Source organism: Ligilactobacillus pobuzihii E100301 = KCTC 13174 (assembly GCF_000349725.1).
Classification (GTDB): Bacteria; Bacillota; Bacilli; order Lactobacillales; family Lactobacillaceae; genus Ligilactobacillus; species Ligilactobacillus pobuzihii.
Map to the genome: position 1 here is coordinate 25,021 of NZ_KB714694.1, position 18,990 is coordinate 44,010.

General features: G+C 38.5%; 15 protein-coding genes. 10 read left to right on the top strand and 5 right to left on the bottom strand.

What is annotated here, in order from left to right; all coding sequences use genetic code 11:
- Nucleotides 1-347 precede the first annotated feature (347 nt).
- Together LACPOB_RS0105945 and LACPOB_RS0105950 are read left to right on the top strand one after the other, a co-directional pair.
- Nucleotides 348-1,310, top strand: coding sequence for an NAD-dependent epimerase/dehydratase family protein (locus LACPOB_RS0105945; RefSeq protein WP_017867915.1), 963 nt, complete (start codon nt 348-350; stop codon nt 1,308-1,310).
- Between the two features lie 342 nt (nt 1,311-1,652).
- Nucleotides 1,653-2,999 (top strand): aspartate kinase, encoded by a 1,347-nt coding sequence (locus LACPOB_RS0105950; RefSeq protein ID WP_017867916.1) that lies wholly within the window; start codon nt 1,653-1,655, stop codon nt 2,997-2,999.
- Between the two features lie 437 nt (nt 3,000-3,436).
- On the opposite strand, the gene ppsA is transcribed toward LACPOB_RS0105950, so the two are convergent.
- A complete protein-coding gene (gene ppsA / locus LACPOB_RS0105955; protein ID WP_017867917.1) occupies nt 3,437-5,830 on the bottom strand; it encodes a phosphoenolpyruvate synthase in 2,394 nt (797 codons plus the stop codon).
- 585 nt (nt 5,831-6,415) lie between these two features.
- Here ppsA and LACPOB_RS0105960 point away from each other — a divergent pair.
- Nucleotides 6,416-6,916: a phosphatidylglycerophosphatase A family protein gene (locus tag LACPOB_RS0105960; protein WP_017867918.1), complete on the top strand. Its 501-nt coding sequence runs from the start codon at nt 6,416-6,418 to the stop codon at nt 6,914-6,916.
- 148 nt (nt 6,917-7,064) lie between these two features.
- On the opposite strand, the gene LACPOB_RS0105965 is transcribed toward LACPOB_RS0105960, so the two are convergent.
- The 3 genes from LACPOB_RS0105965 to LACPOB_RS0105975 all read right to left on the bottom strand — a co-directional run bounded on the left by LACPOB_RS0105965 (nt 7,065) and on the right by LACPOB_RS0105975 (nt 10,046).
- Complete coding sequence (locus tag LACPOB_RS0105965; protein ID WP_017867919.1) at nt 7,065-7,958, bottom strand: C40 family peptidase; 894 nt, start codon at nt 7,956-7,958, stop codon at nt 7,065-7,067.
- A 51-nt stretch (nt 7,959-8,009) separates the two neighbouring features.
- On the bottom strand, nt 8,010-8,948 hold the full coding sequence (locus tag LACPOB_RS0105970; protein ID WP_017867920.1) for an L-lactate dehydrogenase: 939 nt from the start codon (nt 8,946-8,948) through the stop codon (nt 8,010-8,012).
- A gap of 75 nt (nt 8,949-9,023) precedes the next feature.
- Entirely contained in the window at nt 9,024-10,046 is a 1,023-nt protein-coding gene (locus LACPOB_RS0105975; protein WP_017867921.1) for a branched-chain amino acid aminotransferase, read from the bottom strand.
- A gap of 781 nt (nt 10,047-10,827) precedes the next feature.
- Between LACPOB_RS0105975 and LACPOB_RS0105980 the strand changes: the two genes are divergently transcribed.
- From LACPOB_RS0105980 to LACPOB_RS0106000, 5 genes are all read left to right on the top strand, one after another.
- Nucleotides 10,828-11,397, top strand: a complete 570-nt coding sequence (locus tag LACPOB_RS0105980; protein ID WP_017867922.1) for a recombinase family protein — start codon at nt 10,828-10,830, stop codon at nt 11,395-11,397.
- Nucleotides 11,398-11,478: 81 nt separating this feature from the next.
- Complete coding sequence (locus tag LACPOB_RS0105985; RefSeq protein ID WP_017867923.1) at nt 11,479-13,578, top strand: Na+/H+ antiporter; 2,100 nt, start codon at nt 11,479-11,481, stop codon at nt 13,576-13,578.
- A 281-nt stretch (nt 13,579-13,859) separates the two neighbouring features.
- Nucleotides 13,860-15,527, top strand: a complete 1,668-nt coding sequence (locus LACPOB_RS0105990; protein ID WP_017867924.1) for a glycoside hydrolase family 13 protein — start codon at nt 13,860-13,862, stop codon at nt 15,525-15,527.
- A gap of 550 nt (nt 15,528-16,077) precedes the next feature.
- Nucleotides 16,078-17,127 carry a PTS sugar transporter subunit IIC gene (locus LACPOB_RS0105995; protein WP_017867925.1) on the top strand — a complete coding sequence of 350 codons (1,050 nt, stop codon included), beginning with the start codon at nt 16,078-16,080 and terminating at the stop codon, nt 17,125-17,127.
- A 27-nt stretch (nt 17,128-17,154) separates the two neighbouring features.
- On the top strand, nt 17,155-17,769 hold the full coding sequence (locus LACPOB_RS0106000) for a sugar O-acetyltransferase (protein ID WP_017867926.1): 615 nt from the start codon (nt 17,155-17,157) through the stop codon (nt 17,767-17,769).
- Nucleotides 17,770-18,013: 244 nt separating this feature from the next.
- Here LACPOB_RS0106000 and LACPOB_RS0106005 read toward each other — a convergent pair whose 3' ends face one another.
- Nucleotides 18,014-18,292, bottom strand: coding sequence for a hypothetical protein (locus LACPOB_RS0106005; protein ID WP_017867927.1), 279 nt, complete (start codon nt 18,290-18,292; stop codon nt 18,014-18,016).
- Between the two features lie 211 nt (nt 18,293-18,503).
- Between LACPOB_RS0106005 and LACPOB_RS0106010 the strand changes: the two genes are divergently transcribed.
- Together LACPOB_RS0106010 and LACPOB_RS13045 are read left to right on the top strand one after the other, a co-directional pair.
- On the top strand, nt 18,504-18,824 hold the full coding sequence (locus LACPOB_RS0106010; RefSeq protein WP_017867928.1) for a hypothetical protein: 321 nt from the start codon (nt 18,504-18,506) through the stop codon (nt 18,822-18,824).
- A 42-nt stretch (nt 18,825-18,866) separates the two neighbouring features.
- Nucleotides 18,867-18,990 (top strand): ABC-ATPase domain-containing protein (locus LACPOB_RS13045; RefSeq protein WP_040532890.1); only part of this gene is annotated, 124 nt, incomplete at its 3' end.

Below are 18,990 nucleotides of genomic sequence, written 5' to 3' on the forward strand. Positions count from 1 at the left end.
CACCATGGCCAAAATCAAAGTTGCGATATTTTTGATAGTCGGCATCGACAACACCGTCGAAAAAAGTGACGTAATAATTTGAGAAATTCTGGTAACAGTGGCATGTTTTTGATATGATTTAAGCAAGCGGGATCCCCATCCTTTGTGTGTTTAGTTTTGTCGCTTAAATCATATCAAAGTTGACGGGGATTCCGTCTTTTTTATGTCAAATTTTAGAAAAAGTTGTAAAGTGCTGAAAATATTAAAAGTCTTGAATTAAAATCAGGGTAGAGTGTGGTTATTTAGAGTTGTCTTTTGTTATAATTGGTTTAGTTGTTAGCGTTAACATGCAGAAGGGGGTTGTTAGTATGAAAATTGTAGTTATTGGAGCTTATGGTCATATTGGTTCGTACTTAGTCCCGAAATTAGTTAAAAACAACAATGAAGTGATTGCTGTTAGTCGGGGAAAACATCAACCATATACCCAAGATAGCAGTTGGAACAAAATTCAGCATGTGTGTTTAGATCGCGTAAAAGATCCGGAATTTGCAATTAAGATCGCGGCTTTAGATGCGGACATCGTAGTTGATTTAATTAATTTTAAACTTGAAGATACACAAAAAATGGTTGCTGCTCTTAAAAGCACCCGGCTGTCACATTACCTTTTTTGTTCGTCAATTTGGGCACATGGTAGAGTAGAAACTTTACCAGCTGATCCTAATGATCCTGCTAAAGAGCCTTTGGACGATTATGGAAAAAATAAATTTGCTAGTGAGCAATTTTTAAAAAATGAATATCGCACGACTGGTTTTCCGGCCACGATCATTATGCCAGGGCAAATTTCAGGACCGGGATGGAACATTATTAACCCAGTTGGAAATACTGACCTTGGAGTCTTTCAAAAGATTGCTAATGGTGAAAAAATTATCTTACCAAATTTTGGCATGGAAACTTTGCACCATGTTCATGCAGATGATGTTGCCCAGATGTTTTACAAGGCGATCTTACACCGCAATCAAGCACTAGGAGAAAGCTTCCATGCGGTTGCAGCTGAATCTATGACTTTATATGGTTATGCTAAAGCTTGCTATCAATTCTTCGATCAAGAACCACAAATCGATTTCTTGTCCTGGCCTGAATGGGTAAAATTAGTTAATGATCAAGAATTGACCGATCATTCTTATTATCATATAGCCAGAAGTGGTAGTTATAGTATTGAAAACGCAAGGAAATTGCTAAATTATGAACCTAAATATACAGCGCTGGAAACCGTTGAACAAGGGATCAGAAGTTATATTAAACGCGGGTTGATCACGTTAAAAAAAGAGTAAGATGATGGTGAGACAATCGTTGTTACAGTACAGTAGGGCTTCAATCTTTTGAAACACATTTAAAGGCCGTCGATTTAACTCATTTAATGGGATAGATCAACGGCCTTTTTAGAATCGCACAGCTAGTTATGTCCCAGTTTCTTAAGTTAGGGACTATTCGTGTTTTTGAACTTTTTGACCGTTATTTTTAAATTTACAGAATGATGTAGATATTTGCAATGCTGAAAAAGCTGAGTGAAAAGGATACGCAGGTAACGAACATAAATTTTTGAAAAACAGGTTATTTTTTGATATTCTAATAGATAAATTAAAATCAAATTAGAAATAGGCAGGTGTGCGGTTGTGAAGGTGGTTAAGTTTGGTGGTAGTTCTCTAGCAGATGGGGTTCAACTCAATAAAGTTTTAAACATTGTTAAAGCAGATAAAGAACGAAAAATTATTGTCGTTTCTGCACCCGGAAAACGATTTGAAAAGGACGAAAAAATTACGGACTTGCTGATCAAATTAGCTATGCAAGTTCATGATGGTCTTGAATATACGCAGACTTTAAATGCGATCAAAGAACGTTATGCCATAATTATCGATCAGTTATCACTTGGTCGAGAAGCGGCAGAACTCCTTGAGGGGAATTTACAGCAACTATTGTCTGCAGACTATGATAATTTTTCAGAGCAATTAGACGCTTTTAAAGCTAGTGGAGAAGACAACAACGCTCAACTGATCGCTTTGTTTTTTAACAAACGCGGTCTGCCTACAAGGTATATTGATCCGAAAAAAGCAGGCCTTTATGTTAGTGATGATCCAGGACATGCACAACTTTTGCCCGAATCATATGCCAATTTACAAAAATTGCGTGAGATTCCTGAACGGATCGTTTTTCCAGGTTTCTTTGGTGTTTCTAAAGGTGGGAAAAGAGTTACTTTCGCTCGCGGAGGTTCAGACATTACAGGAGCCGTTTTGGCAAATGGTGTTCAAGCAGACTTATATGAAAATTTTACTGACGTTGATGCTATTTATACAGCGAATCCGCAAATAATACACCAGCCGAAAAAGATTCATCATCTAACTTACCGGGAAATGCGTGAGCTTTCTTATGCCGGTTTTTCGGTTTTTCATCATGAAGCACTCCGCCCTGCGATCATGGCTAATATTCCGATCGAAGTCAAAAACACTAATAACCCAGCTAGTCCTGGGACTTTGATCACTAAAGAAAAGCCACTGGAAGCTAATGATGTCACAGGAATGGCAACTTCGCACGGTTTTGAATCTATTTATATTGCTAAATATTTGATGAATGACGAAGTTGGATTTGGCTTTTCAGCTCTAGAAGTTATGGCCAAACATGGGATCAGTGTAGAACATATGCCTACTGGTATTGATGAAATGTCTTTAGTTGTCAAAGAAAATCAGATCAATAATGCACAAGAACAAGCACTGCTAACTGAGTTAAAGGGGCAGTTGAATGCAGATGATGTTCATCGCCAAACTAATTTGACATTGATCATGTTGGTGGGTGAGAAAATGGCAACGACTATTGGAACTGCCGCCAAGGCGATGACTGCACTTGCCAATGAAAAAATTGAGATCCGCTTATTTAACCAAAGTTCGTCAGGGATCAGTATTATGTTTGCTTTAGAAGAAAAGGATGAAAAAAAGGCAATCCGAGCTTTATATAAAGCCTTTTTCTAGATAAACATAACGAGGCTGTGTCAGACTAAATATATGACACAGCCTCGTTATGTTTATTACTTAAATAAAAAGCCGCCCGCATGGGGGACGACTGCTGTAGAGAAGTGCAAAGGTTTAACTACCTCCATGTATACGATACCATATTTGTTAAAATATGTAGATAAATCAGCTCAAAAGCCGCTTCATATAAAAAGTAGAAAGACAAAAGATGCTTTGAGGCCAATTTGCAATCGCTGTTAGAAATCGGCTTCAATCTTTTGGAACACGTTTAAGGGCCGCCGATTTAACCCATTTAATGGATAGATCGACGGCCCTTTTAGGATCGGACGGTTAGTTATGTCCTCGCTCCTATACACTATAGAGTATTTTTACATAAAGGATGGATCAAGTAGGTGACGTACTTTGGGGAAAAGTAGCCACTGTTTATTTATATTAGCCTACCATTCGTAATTTGTACGACTTTGGCGGCCCTTGTTCGTTGCTTTGTCCAATAGGATGCGTTGCTCAAAATGAGCAACATTTTTCTTGGTATCTTTGACCGTGTCAGGGTTAACTGAAACGTAATCAATACCTTGTTTGATCAAAAATTCAGTGAATTCAGGATACTCGGAGGGCGCTTGGCCACAGATCGAGACGGTTTTATTATCCTGATGAGCTGTCTTGATCAGGTGAGCGATCGCACGCTTGACAGCTAGGTTACGCTCATCAAACAGTGATGCTACAGTATCATTATTACGATCACACCCAAGAAGTAACATAGTTAAGTCATTGGAACCGATCGAGTAGCCATCGATATATTGGTTAAATTGATCGGCCAAAATAATATTACTTGGGATCTCTGCCATCATATAAACCTTAAATTCAGCACTTCGATGTAATCCAGCATCTTTCATTAATGTCGTTACCTTTTCGATTTCTTTAATAGTTCTGACAAATGGGATCATGACATTTAGGTTAGTTAGACCAAATTCATCCCGGACCTTTTTAACTGCTGCTAATTCCAGTTTAAAGGCCTCAAGATACTTAGGATCATAGTAACGTGAAGCTCCACGCCATCCTAATAAGTCTGCTGGTTCATGCGGCTCGAATTTTTCACCTCCTTTAAGATTGCGGTATTCACTCGACTTAAAATCAGAGAAACGTAAGACGACTGGTCGTGGTGCCATAGCACGCGCCACCTGGCTGATCCCTTCTGCCAGCATTTTGACAGCTTGGTTTGATTTTCCTTCTTCGATCATGTGTAATGGATGTTCATGGATAAAACTAGTCCAAATGAATTCCTCACGCATCAAGCCGATTCCATCAGTGGGTAAGCTTGCATATTGTTGAGCTAAATCTGGATTTCCCAGGTTCATCATTACTTGTGTAGCTGTTGGTGCAAAAAATTCAGTGTTAACAGTAGCTGTTGGTTGTTTTTTTGATCTTGTGTCTAACAATGAGTCAATTTTACCCTCGTATACGATTCCATTATTTGCATCGACTGTGACGATCGTGCCATCTGTCAAGACATCCATCGCAGCTATTCCACGACTTTTAGTTCCAACGATCGATGGGATCTGCATCTCGCGAGAAACGATCGCAGCGTGACAAGTCATACCGCCGTTATCGGTGATGACCCCGGCTGCTTTTTTCATTGCGGGGACCCAGTCAGGTGAAGTCATGGATGTTACTAGCACCTCGCCATCTTTGAATTGATCGATATCTTTGGGATTTTCGATAACATGGACTGAACCGCTAACTAGACCAGGACTAGCGGCTAATCCCTTGACTAAAATTTCAGGATCGGTAATATTTTTAATTTTTTGTCCCTCCGAATTTGTTGAAGTTTTTTTCTTTTTTTGTGACCAGAATGTTTCGGGACGAGCTTGAACGAGCCAGAGTTTATTAGTAATTTGATCTAAAGCAAATTCCATGTCCATATAACAGCCATAATGTTTTTCGATATCTTTAGCATAACTGGCAAGCTCAAGAACTTGGTCATCGTTTAAAGATGGTTTTTGCCTTTCATTTGGAGCGATAGTTTTTTCTTGTACTCCACCGTCAGTTCCTCGCAATAATTCTACTTCTTGTTGGTTAACGCTTTTTTGGATAATTTTGTTAGTTTTTTTATCGATAATAAAATCATCTGGCGTTACGATCCCTTGTACAATATATTCACCTAAGCCACGAATGCTATCTATGATGATCTGTTGATCATTTCCATTTGAAATGTTAACGGAAAACATGACACCAGATGCTTTAGATGAGACCATCATTTGAATAGTTGCTGCCAAGGCAACTTTTTCGTGTGGAAATTGTTGCTTGTGGCGATAATATGTTGCTCTTTTCGTGAACAGGGAAGCGTAACATTCTTTAACATAGCGGACCACGCTATCGGCGCCTTTGATATTCAAGTATGATTCTTGTTGTCCGGCAAAAGAAGCGTCCGGCAAATCTTCGGCTGTCGCGCTGGAACGGATCGCAACAAAAGGTTCTTTTTGTCCGATCCGTCCTTCTAACTCAGCATAAGCATCTTTGATACTAGTTGTGAGATCGGCTGGCAGTGGACTTTCTATGATCATGCGCCTTATTTCTTTACAAACTGAGTTTAATTCATTGGAGTCTTCGTAATCTTTAATACTTTTAAGTAATTGATCGACTTTTGTGTTAGCACCACTGGTTTCCATAAAGTAACGGTATGCGTGTGATGTAGTCGCAAAGCCATATGGTACAGGAATATTTGTTTCTGAAGTTAATTCTCCCAAAGAAGATGCTTTACCTCCAACAATGTCAACGTCATTGCGGTGTAATTCATCAAACCAAAGAATATTTGCAGTGGATCTATTTTTCAAAATTCTTCCTCCTTATGATCATGCGTACAATACAATATTTTTGTTTTTGATCACACTTATATTTTTTGGCCAAAAGCAATATAATGTGCTGATAAGCAAATGTAATTAAATCATTAACATCAACGACCACAATTCTAGTTACTAAATTTAGAATAGTCAACAATTAAATTTACGTATATAAAAGCAAATATTGCTTATTTTATAAGTTTTTAATTTAAAATACGTAAGCGTTTGTTGAGAGGCTACGTTTTATAAGGTTAGCTCGATAAGGATTTTGAAAGTTAAAAAATACTATATAATCATCAAATTATTTTAGAAATAATTAAATTAAGATATTATAAGTACTGATAATCGTTAATATTTGTTAGCCCTAATTGAAAATTGTTTGTGCATAAATTTGTTCAAAATTTAAATAGAGTTGGTATTTAATCACTTAAATCGATACATTTTAATTGAATTTGTGAAAGACATGCTGTAAAGTCAGACTATAGAACACTGATGTTTCATAATTTGTGAAGTATAAAATAATGAGCTGAATTAAAAAGAAAATTAAAATTAAAGTAAAGTTTAGAAGGGAGAATTGATTTGAGAACAGCGGATTTCAGATATCCAGATAAAGCAGCCTTTGATATGGTAATGGGTGAACTAAAAAAACGTAATATTACAATGGAAACAATTGCTGATATTGCGTTTGATCTGCAGAAAAATTTTTACCCAGATGCTAACAAAGCAGAATTTTTAGAAGCTGCTAACGATGTCTTACACAAACGTGAAGTGTTAAATAATGCAATGGTTGCTTTGGAACTTGACCGTTTAGCGACAAAAGGACAGTTAAAACAGCCACTACAAAATATTGTTGCTAATGATTCGGGTGTTTTCGGCGTTGATGAATCGTTGGCTGTAAGCATTGCTAATATTTATGGTACGATCGGAGTGACTAATTTCGGCTACCTCGATCGCGTTAAAAATGGTGCGATCAAGGAATTAGATACGCAAAAAGATGGGCGAGTTAACACATTTATCGATGATTTAGTTGGGGCTTTAGCAGCCGCGGTTGCTGCCAAAATGGCACACCAATATGCTTAAGTATAACGATAAAAAGGCCGTCGATCTAACCGTTTAAATAGGTTAGATCGACGGCCATTAATGTGTTCCAAAAGGCTCGTGGTTACAGTAAGGTTTTAAAACATTTTTTTCTCGTTCTTTTAGTCGCTAGCTATTATTTATTTTCAGTCTATTTCCAATATCTGCGGTAACCAGCATATTCTGCAGCAAATTTTGGCTCAGTCAATTCAGCGATATCGACTTGTTTGCCAGGAGTTCTTGATTCGATCATTTTTCCATTACCGATGTACATACCCACGTGGTGTACCGCACCAGTTCCATGTTCATAAGCAAAAAAAACTAAATCGCCAGGCAAGATAGAATCGACCGCAATAGGTGCTCCTTGAACTTGCTGGTCATCAGCATCACGTGGGATAGTTACATTAAAAACGCGGTGCAAACCATAGACCAAACCTGAGCAGTCATAACCGTATGAACTGATACCACCCCAAATATATCGCATGCCTAAAAACTGTTTAGCGATGTTGACCATCGTTTTTCCGTCGTTTTCACCAACTAAATCTGTGGGGATCTCAGTTGCTTTCTTATCAACAAAACCAATTCCCAAAGGTGTTGCTACTTTTACCTTACAGTCGTCTGCTGTTATTTTTTCCAATTGTGTGCCTAAGGTCAACTCGGTTAATGGTGTATGTTCCTCATCATATAAAGGAGCAGTCTTAACACAGATAGTGACAGTTCCTGCACTTTCTTGTTCAGGAATTGCAGGAGCCAGAGAGGAAGATGGGATCCATCCTGGATAGCCATTGCTATTTTGATGAGTTGGCTGGTCACAAGCAATTATTTTTGCCCATGTGCCATCGTTTTCTTCGACTAAGACTTTATCATTAAATAGTAACTGGCTATCGATCATATTGTCATCACATAACTGGATCGTTTCTTGGTCGGACATTTCAGCAGACCAACTTTTAGCGTCACCAGCTAGTATTTTTTTATCGATCATACGTACCTTGTCTTTTGAACGCCAAAGATTGGCTACAGGTACTTTAACTCTTGATTTTTCCATGTTTTTGGTCCCTTCAGATAGCCATCAGAATATGCCACTTAAAGTTATTTGCTAATTAGGCTGTTTGTCGAGTGTTTCAGCAAGTTTTTGTTTGATGTAATTTGCTGATAGCTGTAATTTTTCTTTTTCTCTATCAGTTAGTTCTAACTGAATTTTTTCCTCTATCCCGTTTTTACCAATAATTGCTGGGTATGACAAGTAGGTTGCATATTCTTTTCTATAATTGGAAACGGGTAGTTCGCTACGAGCATCGTTTAGTATGTCTCTGGCCAAGCGAACCGCGGCCGCTGAAATACCATAATTAGTGTACTTTTTGCCTGTTAACACGGTAAAGCCACCGTCACGGGCAACTTGATCTATTTTTTCTAAACTAATTTGCTTTTGTTCGGCTACTTCTGTGATCGGATGGCTTAAAGCACGGACAGTTGACCAAGCAGTAAATTGGGAATTACCATGTTCGCCCAAGTTATAGCCGCTAACTGAGCGGGGATCGATATTTAATTCACTTGCCACAGCGCGCTTCATCCGTGCTGAATCAAGCAGGGTCCCAGTACCTATAACTTGGTTTTGCGGAAGTCCGGTGTATTTTTGGTAAAGTGAAGTAATAACATCACATGGGTTAGTGATAACTATCAGAACTCCATTAAAACCTGACTTCTTGATTTGAGGAGCAACTTCGAGTACAGCTTGACTAGTGAATGGCAATTCGGCAAAACGGTCGTTAGTTTTACTTTCATTTGGCAGGCGGATGTTACCAACAGCTGAGATCACGATATCAGCATCAGCTAGTTGCGAATAATCGTTAACAGTGATCGCAGTATGGTGGTCGATATTCGCCAGTGCATCGCTAAAGTCCATGGCATCTGCTTTTACTTTTTGTTTATTCTTGTCGATCAAAACTAGTTGATCAGCTAGACCTGTTAATATAATATGATGTGCAACTGCAGCCCCAACATTACCTGTGCCGATCACACCAATTTTTCTTGTCATTATATTACCTCCGATTCATACAATTTCAGAAACCAAGCATTTGAGCCTGACTTGTTTCAATATAGTTTATTGCTTTTACTCGATAGTTTGTACCCATCCCTTAGGACTTGGTCGATCTCCGTATTGAATATCGACCAGTTCATTGTATAGCTTAGCTGTAACTGGGCCTGTTTTTTCTTCATCATAGAAAACATGTTTTTTACCATTATCTGTGATCGATCCAACAGGTGAGATCACGGCAGCCGTTCCCATTGCGCCAGCTTCAACAAATTGATCGATGTCAGCAAACTTGATTTGTGTTTCGATCGGGTTTAACCCTTGACGTTGTGCAACTTCTAAAAGTGAACGTTTTGTGATCGATGGTAGAATGGAATTTGATTTTGGTGTGACAAATTGTCCTTCCTTAGTGATCCCAAAGAAGTTTGCCCCTCCAAACTCATCGATATATTTATGTTCGCGTGGATCTAAGAAAAGGCAATCAGCAAAGCCTTCTTTATGTGCTTGCACAGAGGCGATCAAGCTGCTGGCGTAGTTACCAGAAGTTTTTGCTCGTCCAGTCCCCGCATAAGCAGCTCTGTCATATTGACTGACTGTGTATGGAGCAGGTGAAAGCCCGTTAACATAAGCACCAACCGGTGTTGCGTAAACATGGAAAGTAAACTCAGTTGCGGGTTGAACTCCTACGACAGTCGTAGTCCCGATCATAAACGGACGAATGTATAAGGTACCGCCGCTTTCGTAGGGTGGTACGAATTCTTCATTAGCTTTGACGATTTTTTTAACGGAATCTACAAAAGCGTCGATCGGATACGGCTCCATACCCAAACGTTTAGCGGAGTTGGCTAAACGTTCTGCGTTTAATTCTGGTCTGAATAAGTTGATTTTGCCGTCTTTACGACGATATGCTTTCAGCCCTTCAAATATTTCTTGACCATAATGCAGAACTTCGGCTGCTTCTGATAATTCAAGTGTTGATTTCTCAGTCAATTCTCCTGCTTGCCATTGACCATCTTTATATTTAGCGACAAAGCTGTACGGAAGATCGTGATATTTAAAACCCAAGTTGTTCCAATCCAAATTTTCTACTTTTTCTTTCATGATATGTGTCCTCCTTTAAAATTTACCTGGCAATGTTTAACAACGACAAAAAACGCCCCACAAGACCAGACTGGTCTTATAGGGCGTTTCCACGGTACCACCTATTTTTTCTTATCAAATCGAGATAAGCTCACTACAATTATGAGTTGCTAATTGTAAATTCCCTAATAATGGTGGTATCCAGTAAAAATTACATTATCATTTTTACCGCATCAGAGGTGAGAAATTATTGCCTAGCACTGCTTCCTTTCAGCAACCGGAAGCTCTCTGACTTGCCACAGCTATAATGCTCCTCGTCAAAGCGTTTTTCATCGTTATTTAATTAAGTTTTAATTTAACGCAGCATTAGTTTCTTGTCAAATGTTTTTTTAAGTTAGTTTGTAATAAGTGTGCGACTTGCTATAAAAAACTATTGATATAAAAAGTGAAGAAAGGGTGTTCAAATTCTAACAACCGTGTTATACTATTTTTGGTGATATTTTTCACATAAATTTCTCTCTCTTGCCTAACCGAGGTCACGGTTAGGCTTTTTTTATATCTCAACTTATGAATGGATGATTTATATAAAATAAAAACAAAAGCAAGCAATACACGCAAATTGTTGATTACTTTATCACAAAGATGAGAAATGGAAATTTAAATCATAAAAGCTCATAAAGTACATATTTTTTGAACATAAACTCCAAGACTGGTATAATTATAGAGTTCGCTTTTAAGGTGAAAACTTTTTAAAGCAGATCGACTAGTTGAAAATGAATGTTTTTAAGTAAAGGAAACTTCTATGAAATATGGATATATTCGTGTTTCACTGTGTGGCTCTAGTCAAACTGAGCAAGAAGAACAATTGCTTGCGAGTGGTGTGGTAAAGAGCAATATTTTTTATGATCATATTGATAGTTGTTCAACGCAAACAAATGAATTTACCAATTTGTTAGAAAAGCTACGAGCAAAAGATATATTGGTCATTACGACATTGGACCGGATCGCACAGTCAACTGAGCAGCTCACACAATTGTGTGAGTTTTTAGTTAAACGAGGAATTTTTATCGACGTTTTGGATTTCGGTTCGATCGATGATTCGGCGCAGGGCAATTTGATTTTGGCGACTTTACATAAAGTTGTTTTATTGGAAAAAAATGAGTACCGTGAACGTTCAATGGTAGGTAAAAAGCGTGCTAAAATGCTTAATGAAAACTATCATGAGGGGCGACCGCCAGCAATGATCACCGCCAAAAAACGCCAAGCTTATATGTTGTTAAAACAATACACTTACCAGCAAGTTGCGGAAAAAACAGGATTTTCAGTTTCAACACTTAAACGTATCAAAAATAAAATTGAGAAAAACGATTAAGTGCTAGAAGATCTTGTCTCGAACAACTCGAATAGTAAAGCGGTTGTTGAGAGCTAAATATTTTGGAGTGTGATTTTATACGTGCATATTATAGAAATAATTATTGTACTGGCACTTTTGATTTTAATTTCAAATGTGATCAGTCACTACTTACCGGCGATTCCTTTGAGTTTGATACAAATTGTTCTAGGTCTATTAACTTCTTTAAGTGGGCAGTTTCAAATTAATTTAAGCCAGGACTGGTTTTTATTAGTTTTTATTGCTCCCCTATTGTATACTGACGGACGGCGTTTCCCGAAACGAGAGTTGTGGCGGATGCGCGGACCAATTTTAGGAAATGCTATTTTGTTGGTATTTTTAACTACTATTGTTGGTGGGTATTTAATTTATCAGATCATACCTAAGATTCCGCTGGCCGAAGCTTTTGCATTGGCTGCGATTTTATCGCCAACCGATCCGATCGCTGTCCAGTCGATTGCGAAACGGGCCAAATTGCCAGACTCGATCTTGCATCTTGTTAGTGGTGAAAGTTTGATCAACGATGCCTCTGGTTTGGTGGCCTTTAAATACGCTTTGGCTGCTGTGATAACTGGAACTTTTTCTTTAACTTCTGCTACAGGTAATTTTATTTATATCGGGGTCATTGGGATCATTGCAGGGATAATTTTATCACGCGCATTAGATCTGATCCAAGAACTTTTGTTGCGCAATGGTGTTGATGATGTAGTTTTTCATACGGCGATCCAGTTAGTTAGCCCATTTTTGATTTATATTGTGATCGAAGAAGTTTTACATGCTTCTGGTGTGATCGGGGTTGTTGCTGCTGGTGTTACGACTCAATTTGGTAAAACGCCGTCAGTTGAATACAGACCAGAATTGCGGGTCGTTTCCAGTACTACCTGGGATGTTTTGAATTATTTATTGAATGGTTTTGTTTTCATGTTATTAGGGAATGCGTTACCGCGGGCGATGGAAAATGTCATTGAAGGTGACCGTTTTAGCACGGTACAGGCCTTAAGTTACGCTTTTTTGACTTGGCTGATCATTTTGCTGATCAGGATCATTTGGTCATATATCTACATGATCTTTCCAAATAAGAAGAATAGAGGTCAGAAAAAAGGTGCTTTCCGCTATGCTTTATTAGCAGGATTATCAGGTGTTAGAGGTGCTGTTACCATGGCTGGGATTTTGTCACTGCCACTGCGAATGCCAAGTGGTGCGCCATTTCCTGAAAGAGACTTGGTATTGTTTATTGCTTCTGGGGTCGTGATTTTCAGTTTGCTAGCAGCAGTGATCACTTTACCATTAGTTGCACCTAACTCTGGACCAATTATCACTCGGGGAAATTCGATAGATAAAGTTGAAGAAGATGAAGAAGAAGAGGAAGAATTACCGCAGTATTTGACGGAAAATGAAGCTTATCTGATCATTGTTCAAACTGCGGTTTCACGTTTAAATGAGAAAAAGACACCTAAAAACCAACGTGCAGCCTATGAATTGATGCTTGACTACCAAAACGTGGAGCGTCAGATCTCGATGGAGATCAGAGATGATGATCAAGTTGAAAAAGCATTAGAACAAGAAATTGTCTTACGGGAAGTTGCGATCGAGGGTGAACGAAAAGCAATCGAACGTTTGTATAATAATAAGCAGATCGGTGAGACGATCTACCAGGATTCCTTATATCGGATCGAACAAGAAGATAAGAATACCGGGCGTTTAACAGAGCTTCCCAAATTGCGGATCATTTTAGATCTGCGTTCGATCAAACGTTACTTCCATCGTTTCTTCCGTGCCAGACGCTCTGACCATGAATCAACGGTTGTGCTTAAAGAGGCTCGATTAGCTGAACGTGAGTCTGCGAAAGCGGCGATCAAGGCACTTTCACGCTATGTTTCTAGGGACGATGTTGATAAAACTAAGATCAACCGTAATACTATTTATCATTTGGTGATCATGTATCGAAATCGGATCGAACGGCTCAAGGGTAAGTCTAATTTTCAGTTTGCTGAATACCAAAAGCAACGTTCGCGTTTGCAAATGGTTGCTTTAGGGGCACAGCGTGCTTCTGTACAATCTATGTTAGAAACAGGGCGCATCACACGTAAAGATGCAACGAAACTCCGCACATATATTAATTATTCTGAGAATGCTTTAACTATGGATATTGATGCAAAGTGAGCTTAATATCTTGGGTGAGCAAAAGTCATTTGGAAACAAGTGGCTTTTTATTTTGCCAAAAAACGAACATCTTGATAATAAATAGCCTAAACATAAAAGTTACATTAGAAAAAGTGACTAAATCTTTGGCCATCTTGTTTCCTATGATAAAGTGACCCTATATCGGACAGTTCTTCAGGAATGTAATTTTTTAGAACTGAATGTTGGCATGAAGTTGATCTTACAGCTAATTTCTTGTTAAAATTCTGAATTAAATCTGTAAAATATAAGGAGGATCTATGATGAGTTCGAATTGGTTTAAAGATGCGGTAGTTTATCAAATTTATCCCCGTAGTTTTCAAGATAGCAACAATGATGGGATCGGTGATTTAAATGGTATCAAGCAGCGTTTACCCTATTTGAAAAAATTAGGCGTTGATGTATTGTGGTTGAATCCGATCTACCGGTCACCTGATGTGGATAATGGCTATGACATCGCTGATTATGAGGCGATCCACCCAGATTTTGGGACAATGGATGATTTTGAGCAACTTTTATCAGCGACCCATGAAAATCAGATGAAGTTATTGATGGACTTAGTAGTTAATCATACTTCTGACCAACATAGGTGGTTTCAAGAAAGCAAAAAGTCACAGGATAACCCATACGCAGATTATTATATTTGGCGTGATCCAGTTGATGGACACGAACCAAATAATTGGGGCGCTTCTTTTAACGGTTCAGCTTGGACATATGTGCCAGAACGCGGACAGTACTACTTACATCTTTTTGCACCCGAACAACCTGATTTAAATTGGGAAAATCCAGAAGTGCGCCAACAAGTGTATAACATAATGCGTTTTTGGTTAGATAAGGGGATCGATGGTTTCCGAATGGATGTTATCAATAAGATCTCTAAGGTCCCAGGTTTACCTAATGGTCCGATAACAGAAGGTGAAGTTTATGGGGATGGCAGTCGTTTTACAGATAATGGGCCACGTTTAAATGAATTTTTACAAGAAATGAATCGTGAGGTATTATCCCACTATGACATTATGACAGTTGGTGAAATGCCTGGTGCAACGCCAGAGATGGCACGCAAGTATTCCAACCTTGATGGTAGTGAATTAAACATGATCTTCCAATTTGAACACGTCAGTTTAGCTGGAAATCCAGACTCACGTTTAGGCAAATGGAATGATCGACCGGTTAAGTTAAGTCAGTTAAAGCATAGCTTATCACGCTGGCAAGAAGGATTGGATGGTTCTGGGTGGAATAGTTTATACTGGAACAATCATGATCAGCCACGTACTGTTTCACGATTTGCTACGGATGATCCTGGGTATCGAGTCAAAGCAGCCAAAATGTTAGGTACGACTCTGCATTTTTTGCAGGGGACACCCTACATTTATCAGGGTGAAGAATTGGGGATGACTAATGTTCATTATACCAAGCTTGAGCAATATGAAGATATCGAGTCTTTGAATGCGTATGATGAATATGTTAAAAAAGAAAAGATAGTAAAACCACAAACGATGCTGAAGTATTTATCTCACATGTCGCGTGATAATGCACGGACCCCGATGCAGTGGGATGAAACTCAAAATGCCGGTTTTTCAGAGGTTGAGCCATGGTTTGCGTTAAATCCTAATTACCAAGAAATAAACGCTAAAAAAGAGTTATTAGACCAAGATTCAGTTTTTTATTATTACCAGAAACTAGTAGAGTTGCGGCATCAGTGTCCAGCGATCCGTTATGGCAGTTATCAATTATTAGACCCGAAAGATGAACAGGTTTTTGCATATTTACGTGAATATCAAGGGACAACATTGCTTGTGATCAATAACTTTACTGCCGAAACAATAGAACGTGATTATGATCAGGGTAAGGGTAAGTTGTTGTTGGATAACTATCCAAAAGGAGAACTATCTAGATTACGTCCTTACGAAAGCCGGGTCTATATTTTGTAAGTTGTTCAATAATAATGAAAATTAAGTTAGAATATTTTGAAAGTTCGTTGACATTTTTATAATTAACTGTTAATATTTTGTCTAACTTATAAATCGCCAAATCAAGTAGGACGTTGTCTGGGTGTCAGAAAGTCGGTGGATGCTGCGAACTGATCAGGGCATAGTTGCGAAATACGAGTGAAAAGTTCGGAATACAAGAACCGTTATTATCTTGTAAGAGTGGAAGTATCAGTAGGTACTTTTAAAGCTGGGTGGTACCGCGTTCGTGTTAACGAGTCGCCCCTGTCGCATATTAGTATGTGATAGGGGCGACTTTTTTATACAGTGATCGGAGAAACTTGTTTAGAAGATAAGCATGATTTTGGACAAGAGAAAAATTATTGTTTGATAGTCTGATTAAGAATCTATTTGTATCAAATTCAACCTATGTGACGTTAGTCGGTTCGTGACGATTTAACAGCACTATCTAAGCTGGTGTGATGCAGATATTTAACATTTTGACTTTAATTAAGCGGTCCTTGATTTGGCAATTGGGAAGGGGCAAATTATTATGATAAAAGAAATAGATCCAAAGACTTTTGTAATGAATATTTTAAATGGCGTCGCGACTGGGGTCGTAGTTGTTTTGATACCAGGTGCTTTGTTGTCTGAGTTGTTTAAAGCTTTGGTCGGAGTTTTACCCCAACTGACGGTGGTTTTGAATGCTTTGAATATGTCAAATTCATTGATGGGCGTGGTTTGTGGGATTTCAATCGGGATGAGATTTGGCTTTACCCCAATTGAAAGTTTTTCGTTGGGATTAGCTACTCATCTTGCTTCTGGTTCGGTTATTTTTAAAAATGGTTCAATGGTAATGAATGGTACAGGTGATATCATTAATATGATAGTTACTGCAACTGTTGGGGCTCTTGTGATCTTATTGCTTAAAGACAAACTCAAATCATTTAGTTTGTTAGTGATCCCGCCTTTATTACTAGCAGTGATCGGTGTAGGCGGTTTATTGTTATATCCATATGTTTCTCAAATTACAGCTTGGATCGGGATCGGAGTTAAACATTTAACGGCTCTACAACCGGGGTTAATGTCGATCCTTTTAGCGGAGGTCTTTGCTTTGTTGATTTTATCGCCGATCACGACAGTTGGGATCGCACTGGCGGTTTCTCTTTCTGGTTTAGGTTCGGGGGCTGCTAATCTCGGAATTTGTGCAGCTGGTTTTGGTTATGCGATAATGGGGTGGAATGTTAATCCCCACGGTACTAGTTTGGCAATGTTTATGGGTTCACCTAAAATGGCCTTACCACTAGTTGTCCGTAATTTTAAAACGTTTATTCCGATAGCAGCAGATGCCTCAGTCTTGGGGTTGCTAGCTTATATTTTTAATATTCAGGGTACCCCGATGAGTGCAGGATTTGGGATCAGCGGCCTAGTTGGTCCATTAAATCATATTAACTTGGCAAGTGGAGGTTGGAATATTATCAATGTGATCGTTGCTTTAATGGTCTTTATTGTTGCTCCGATCGGTTTAGCGTTTTTGTTTAAGTATTTATTTACTAAGGTTTTCCCCTTAGTTCAGGAAAATGATTATCAATTAGAAATGTAAATAGAATAGTGAAAAGGAATTGTTTTGATGACAAATGAGGAAAAAATGTTAGCTGGGAAAATCTATAATTCAGGTGATCCTAACCTGCAAGAGAAAATGAGACGTGCACATCGTTTATGCAAAATATATAGCGATACATTTGATGATGAGAGGGCCAAAAGACAGGACTTGATCGATAAATTAGTCCCTGAACACGGAAAGAACACTTTTTTTCAGGGTCCGGTCTTCTTTGATTATGGTATTAATACTAAAATTGGTGACAACTTTTATGCCAATTATAACTTAACTGTCTTAGATACTTGTCCAGTCGTATTAGGAAATAACGAATTCTTTGGCCCCAATGTTACCTTAGCCACTCCACTACATGGTCTCTTGTATACTGATCGAAATACCCAAGTCATTAATAGTCAGGAAGTGACTTTAGAATATGGTAAGCCGTTAACTATCGAAGATAATTGCTGGCTAGGTTCAAACGTGGTGGTCAACGGTGGAGTAACGATCGGAGCTGGTAGCGTGATCGGTTCGGGCAGTGTAGTTACACGCGATATACCCACAGGTGTTTTAGCGGTTGGTAATCCTTGTCGGGTAGTGCGGAAATTAACTCTCGCTGACCAAATTAAACTAAAAAAAGAGCTATGGTAAATATTGGATAAGATAAAAAATGAGACTAGGACATAACTAGCTGTGTGATTATAAAGGGCCGTCGATCTATCCCATTAAATGGGTTAAATCGGCGACCCTTAAACGTATTCTAAAAGATTGAAGCCTGACTGTAACAACGACCCTTATTTTGAATCTTCGCTTTGCTACGATCCAAAACGATGCAATCGTCGTTTTAAGTCGGCTTCAAAGCATCTTTTGTCTCATTCTATTTTAGTCATGTCGTTCAATATTCTTCCATAAACTTATTCATATCCACTGCTGGGATCAAATGGATACTTTTTTCGGCTTCGGTCCATTTTTGCCACTGATTTTTTTCAATGACAAGAACACGTTGATGCAAGGAATAATCATTTTCTAATAAGTGAAAATAAACTTGTAGCTCGCTTGAACCTTCTTCTTGGATAACTGGGTAAATAAAACCGGCTCGAAATTGCCAGGAGTTCTGCTCGTCAGCTTGGATCTCAACATCTTGTTTGGTAAAAACATATTCAATAATTTCCATGTGGCACCTCCTTGAGCTTTCACTAAGGTAGGTCAGTTAAGCTACCGTTAGTCATTGCTTTCATTATACATTATTTAATGACGAATACGCACTAAATGATTTTTTAGTTAACGTGGCAGAAAGTTGGTGTATGGTGATATTTTGTTATAAAATCGAAAGGTAAGATGTTTTTAATGATAATGTAGCGAGGATTTGAAAGGGGCTGACAAAATTGAAAAAGTTCGAGCAAGTCGTACTTGAGTATACTGACAACAATGGAAAAAAAAGGAAACACAGTGCTGATTTGATCAAAGACTTCTCGATCAGCCTAAACACCAGATATTTAGTGAGCTTTGAAACGATCGAGGAGGCAAAAAAGTTTGCCGCAGACATCAAACGTAAAAGGATGGCAGTAACTAACGAACAGGGAGTCACCAAAATTTACCGTGTCAAAAATTTTGAGATGAAAGATCCGGCCGGATTTGGCTCTAAAACAGGTGCAAGTGTCGGGATAATTCAAGGAGAATTATATTTAAATGTGGTGTTATCATAGTTACTAGGATATATTCGTTTTAAAGGAGTATTTTATTTTCATATGGAAAATTTGGAAAAGAAATTGTTGGCACTGGACGGAAAAGGATACGGCGGATATAAGTCGCTCGCTGGTAGTTATAGTTTTCCTCTGTATACTTTGGTGATCGATCATATCCAAGCCGATC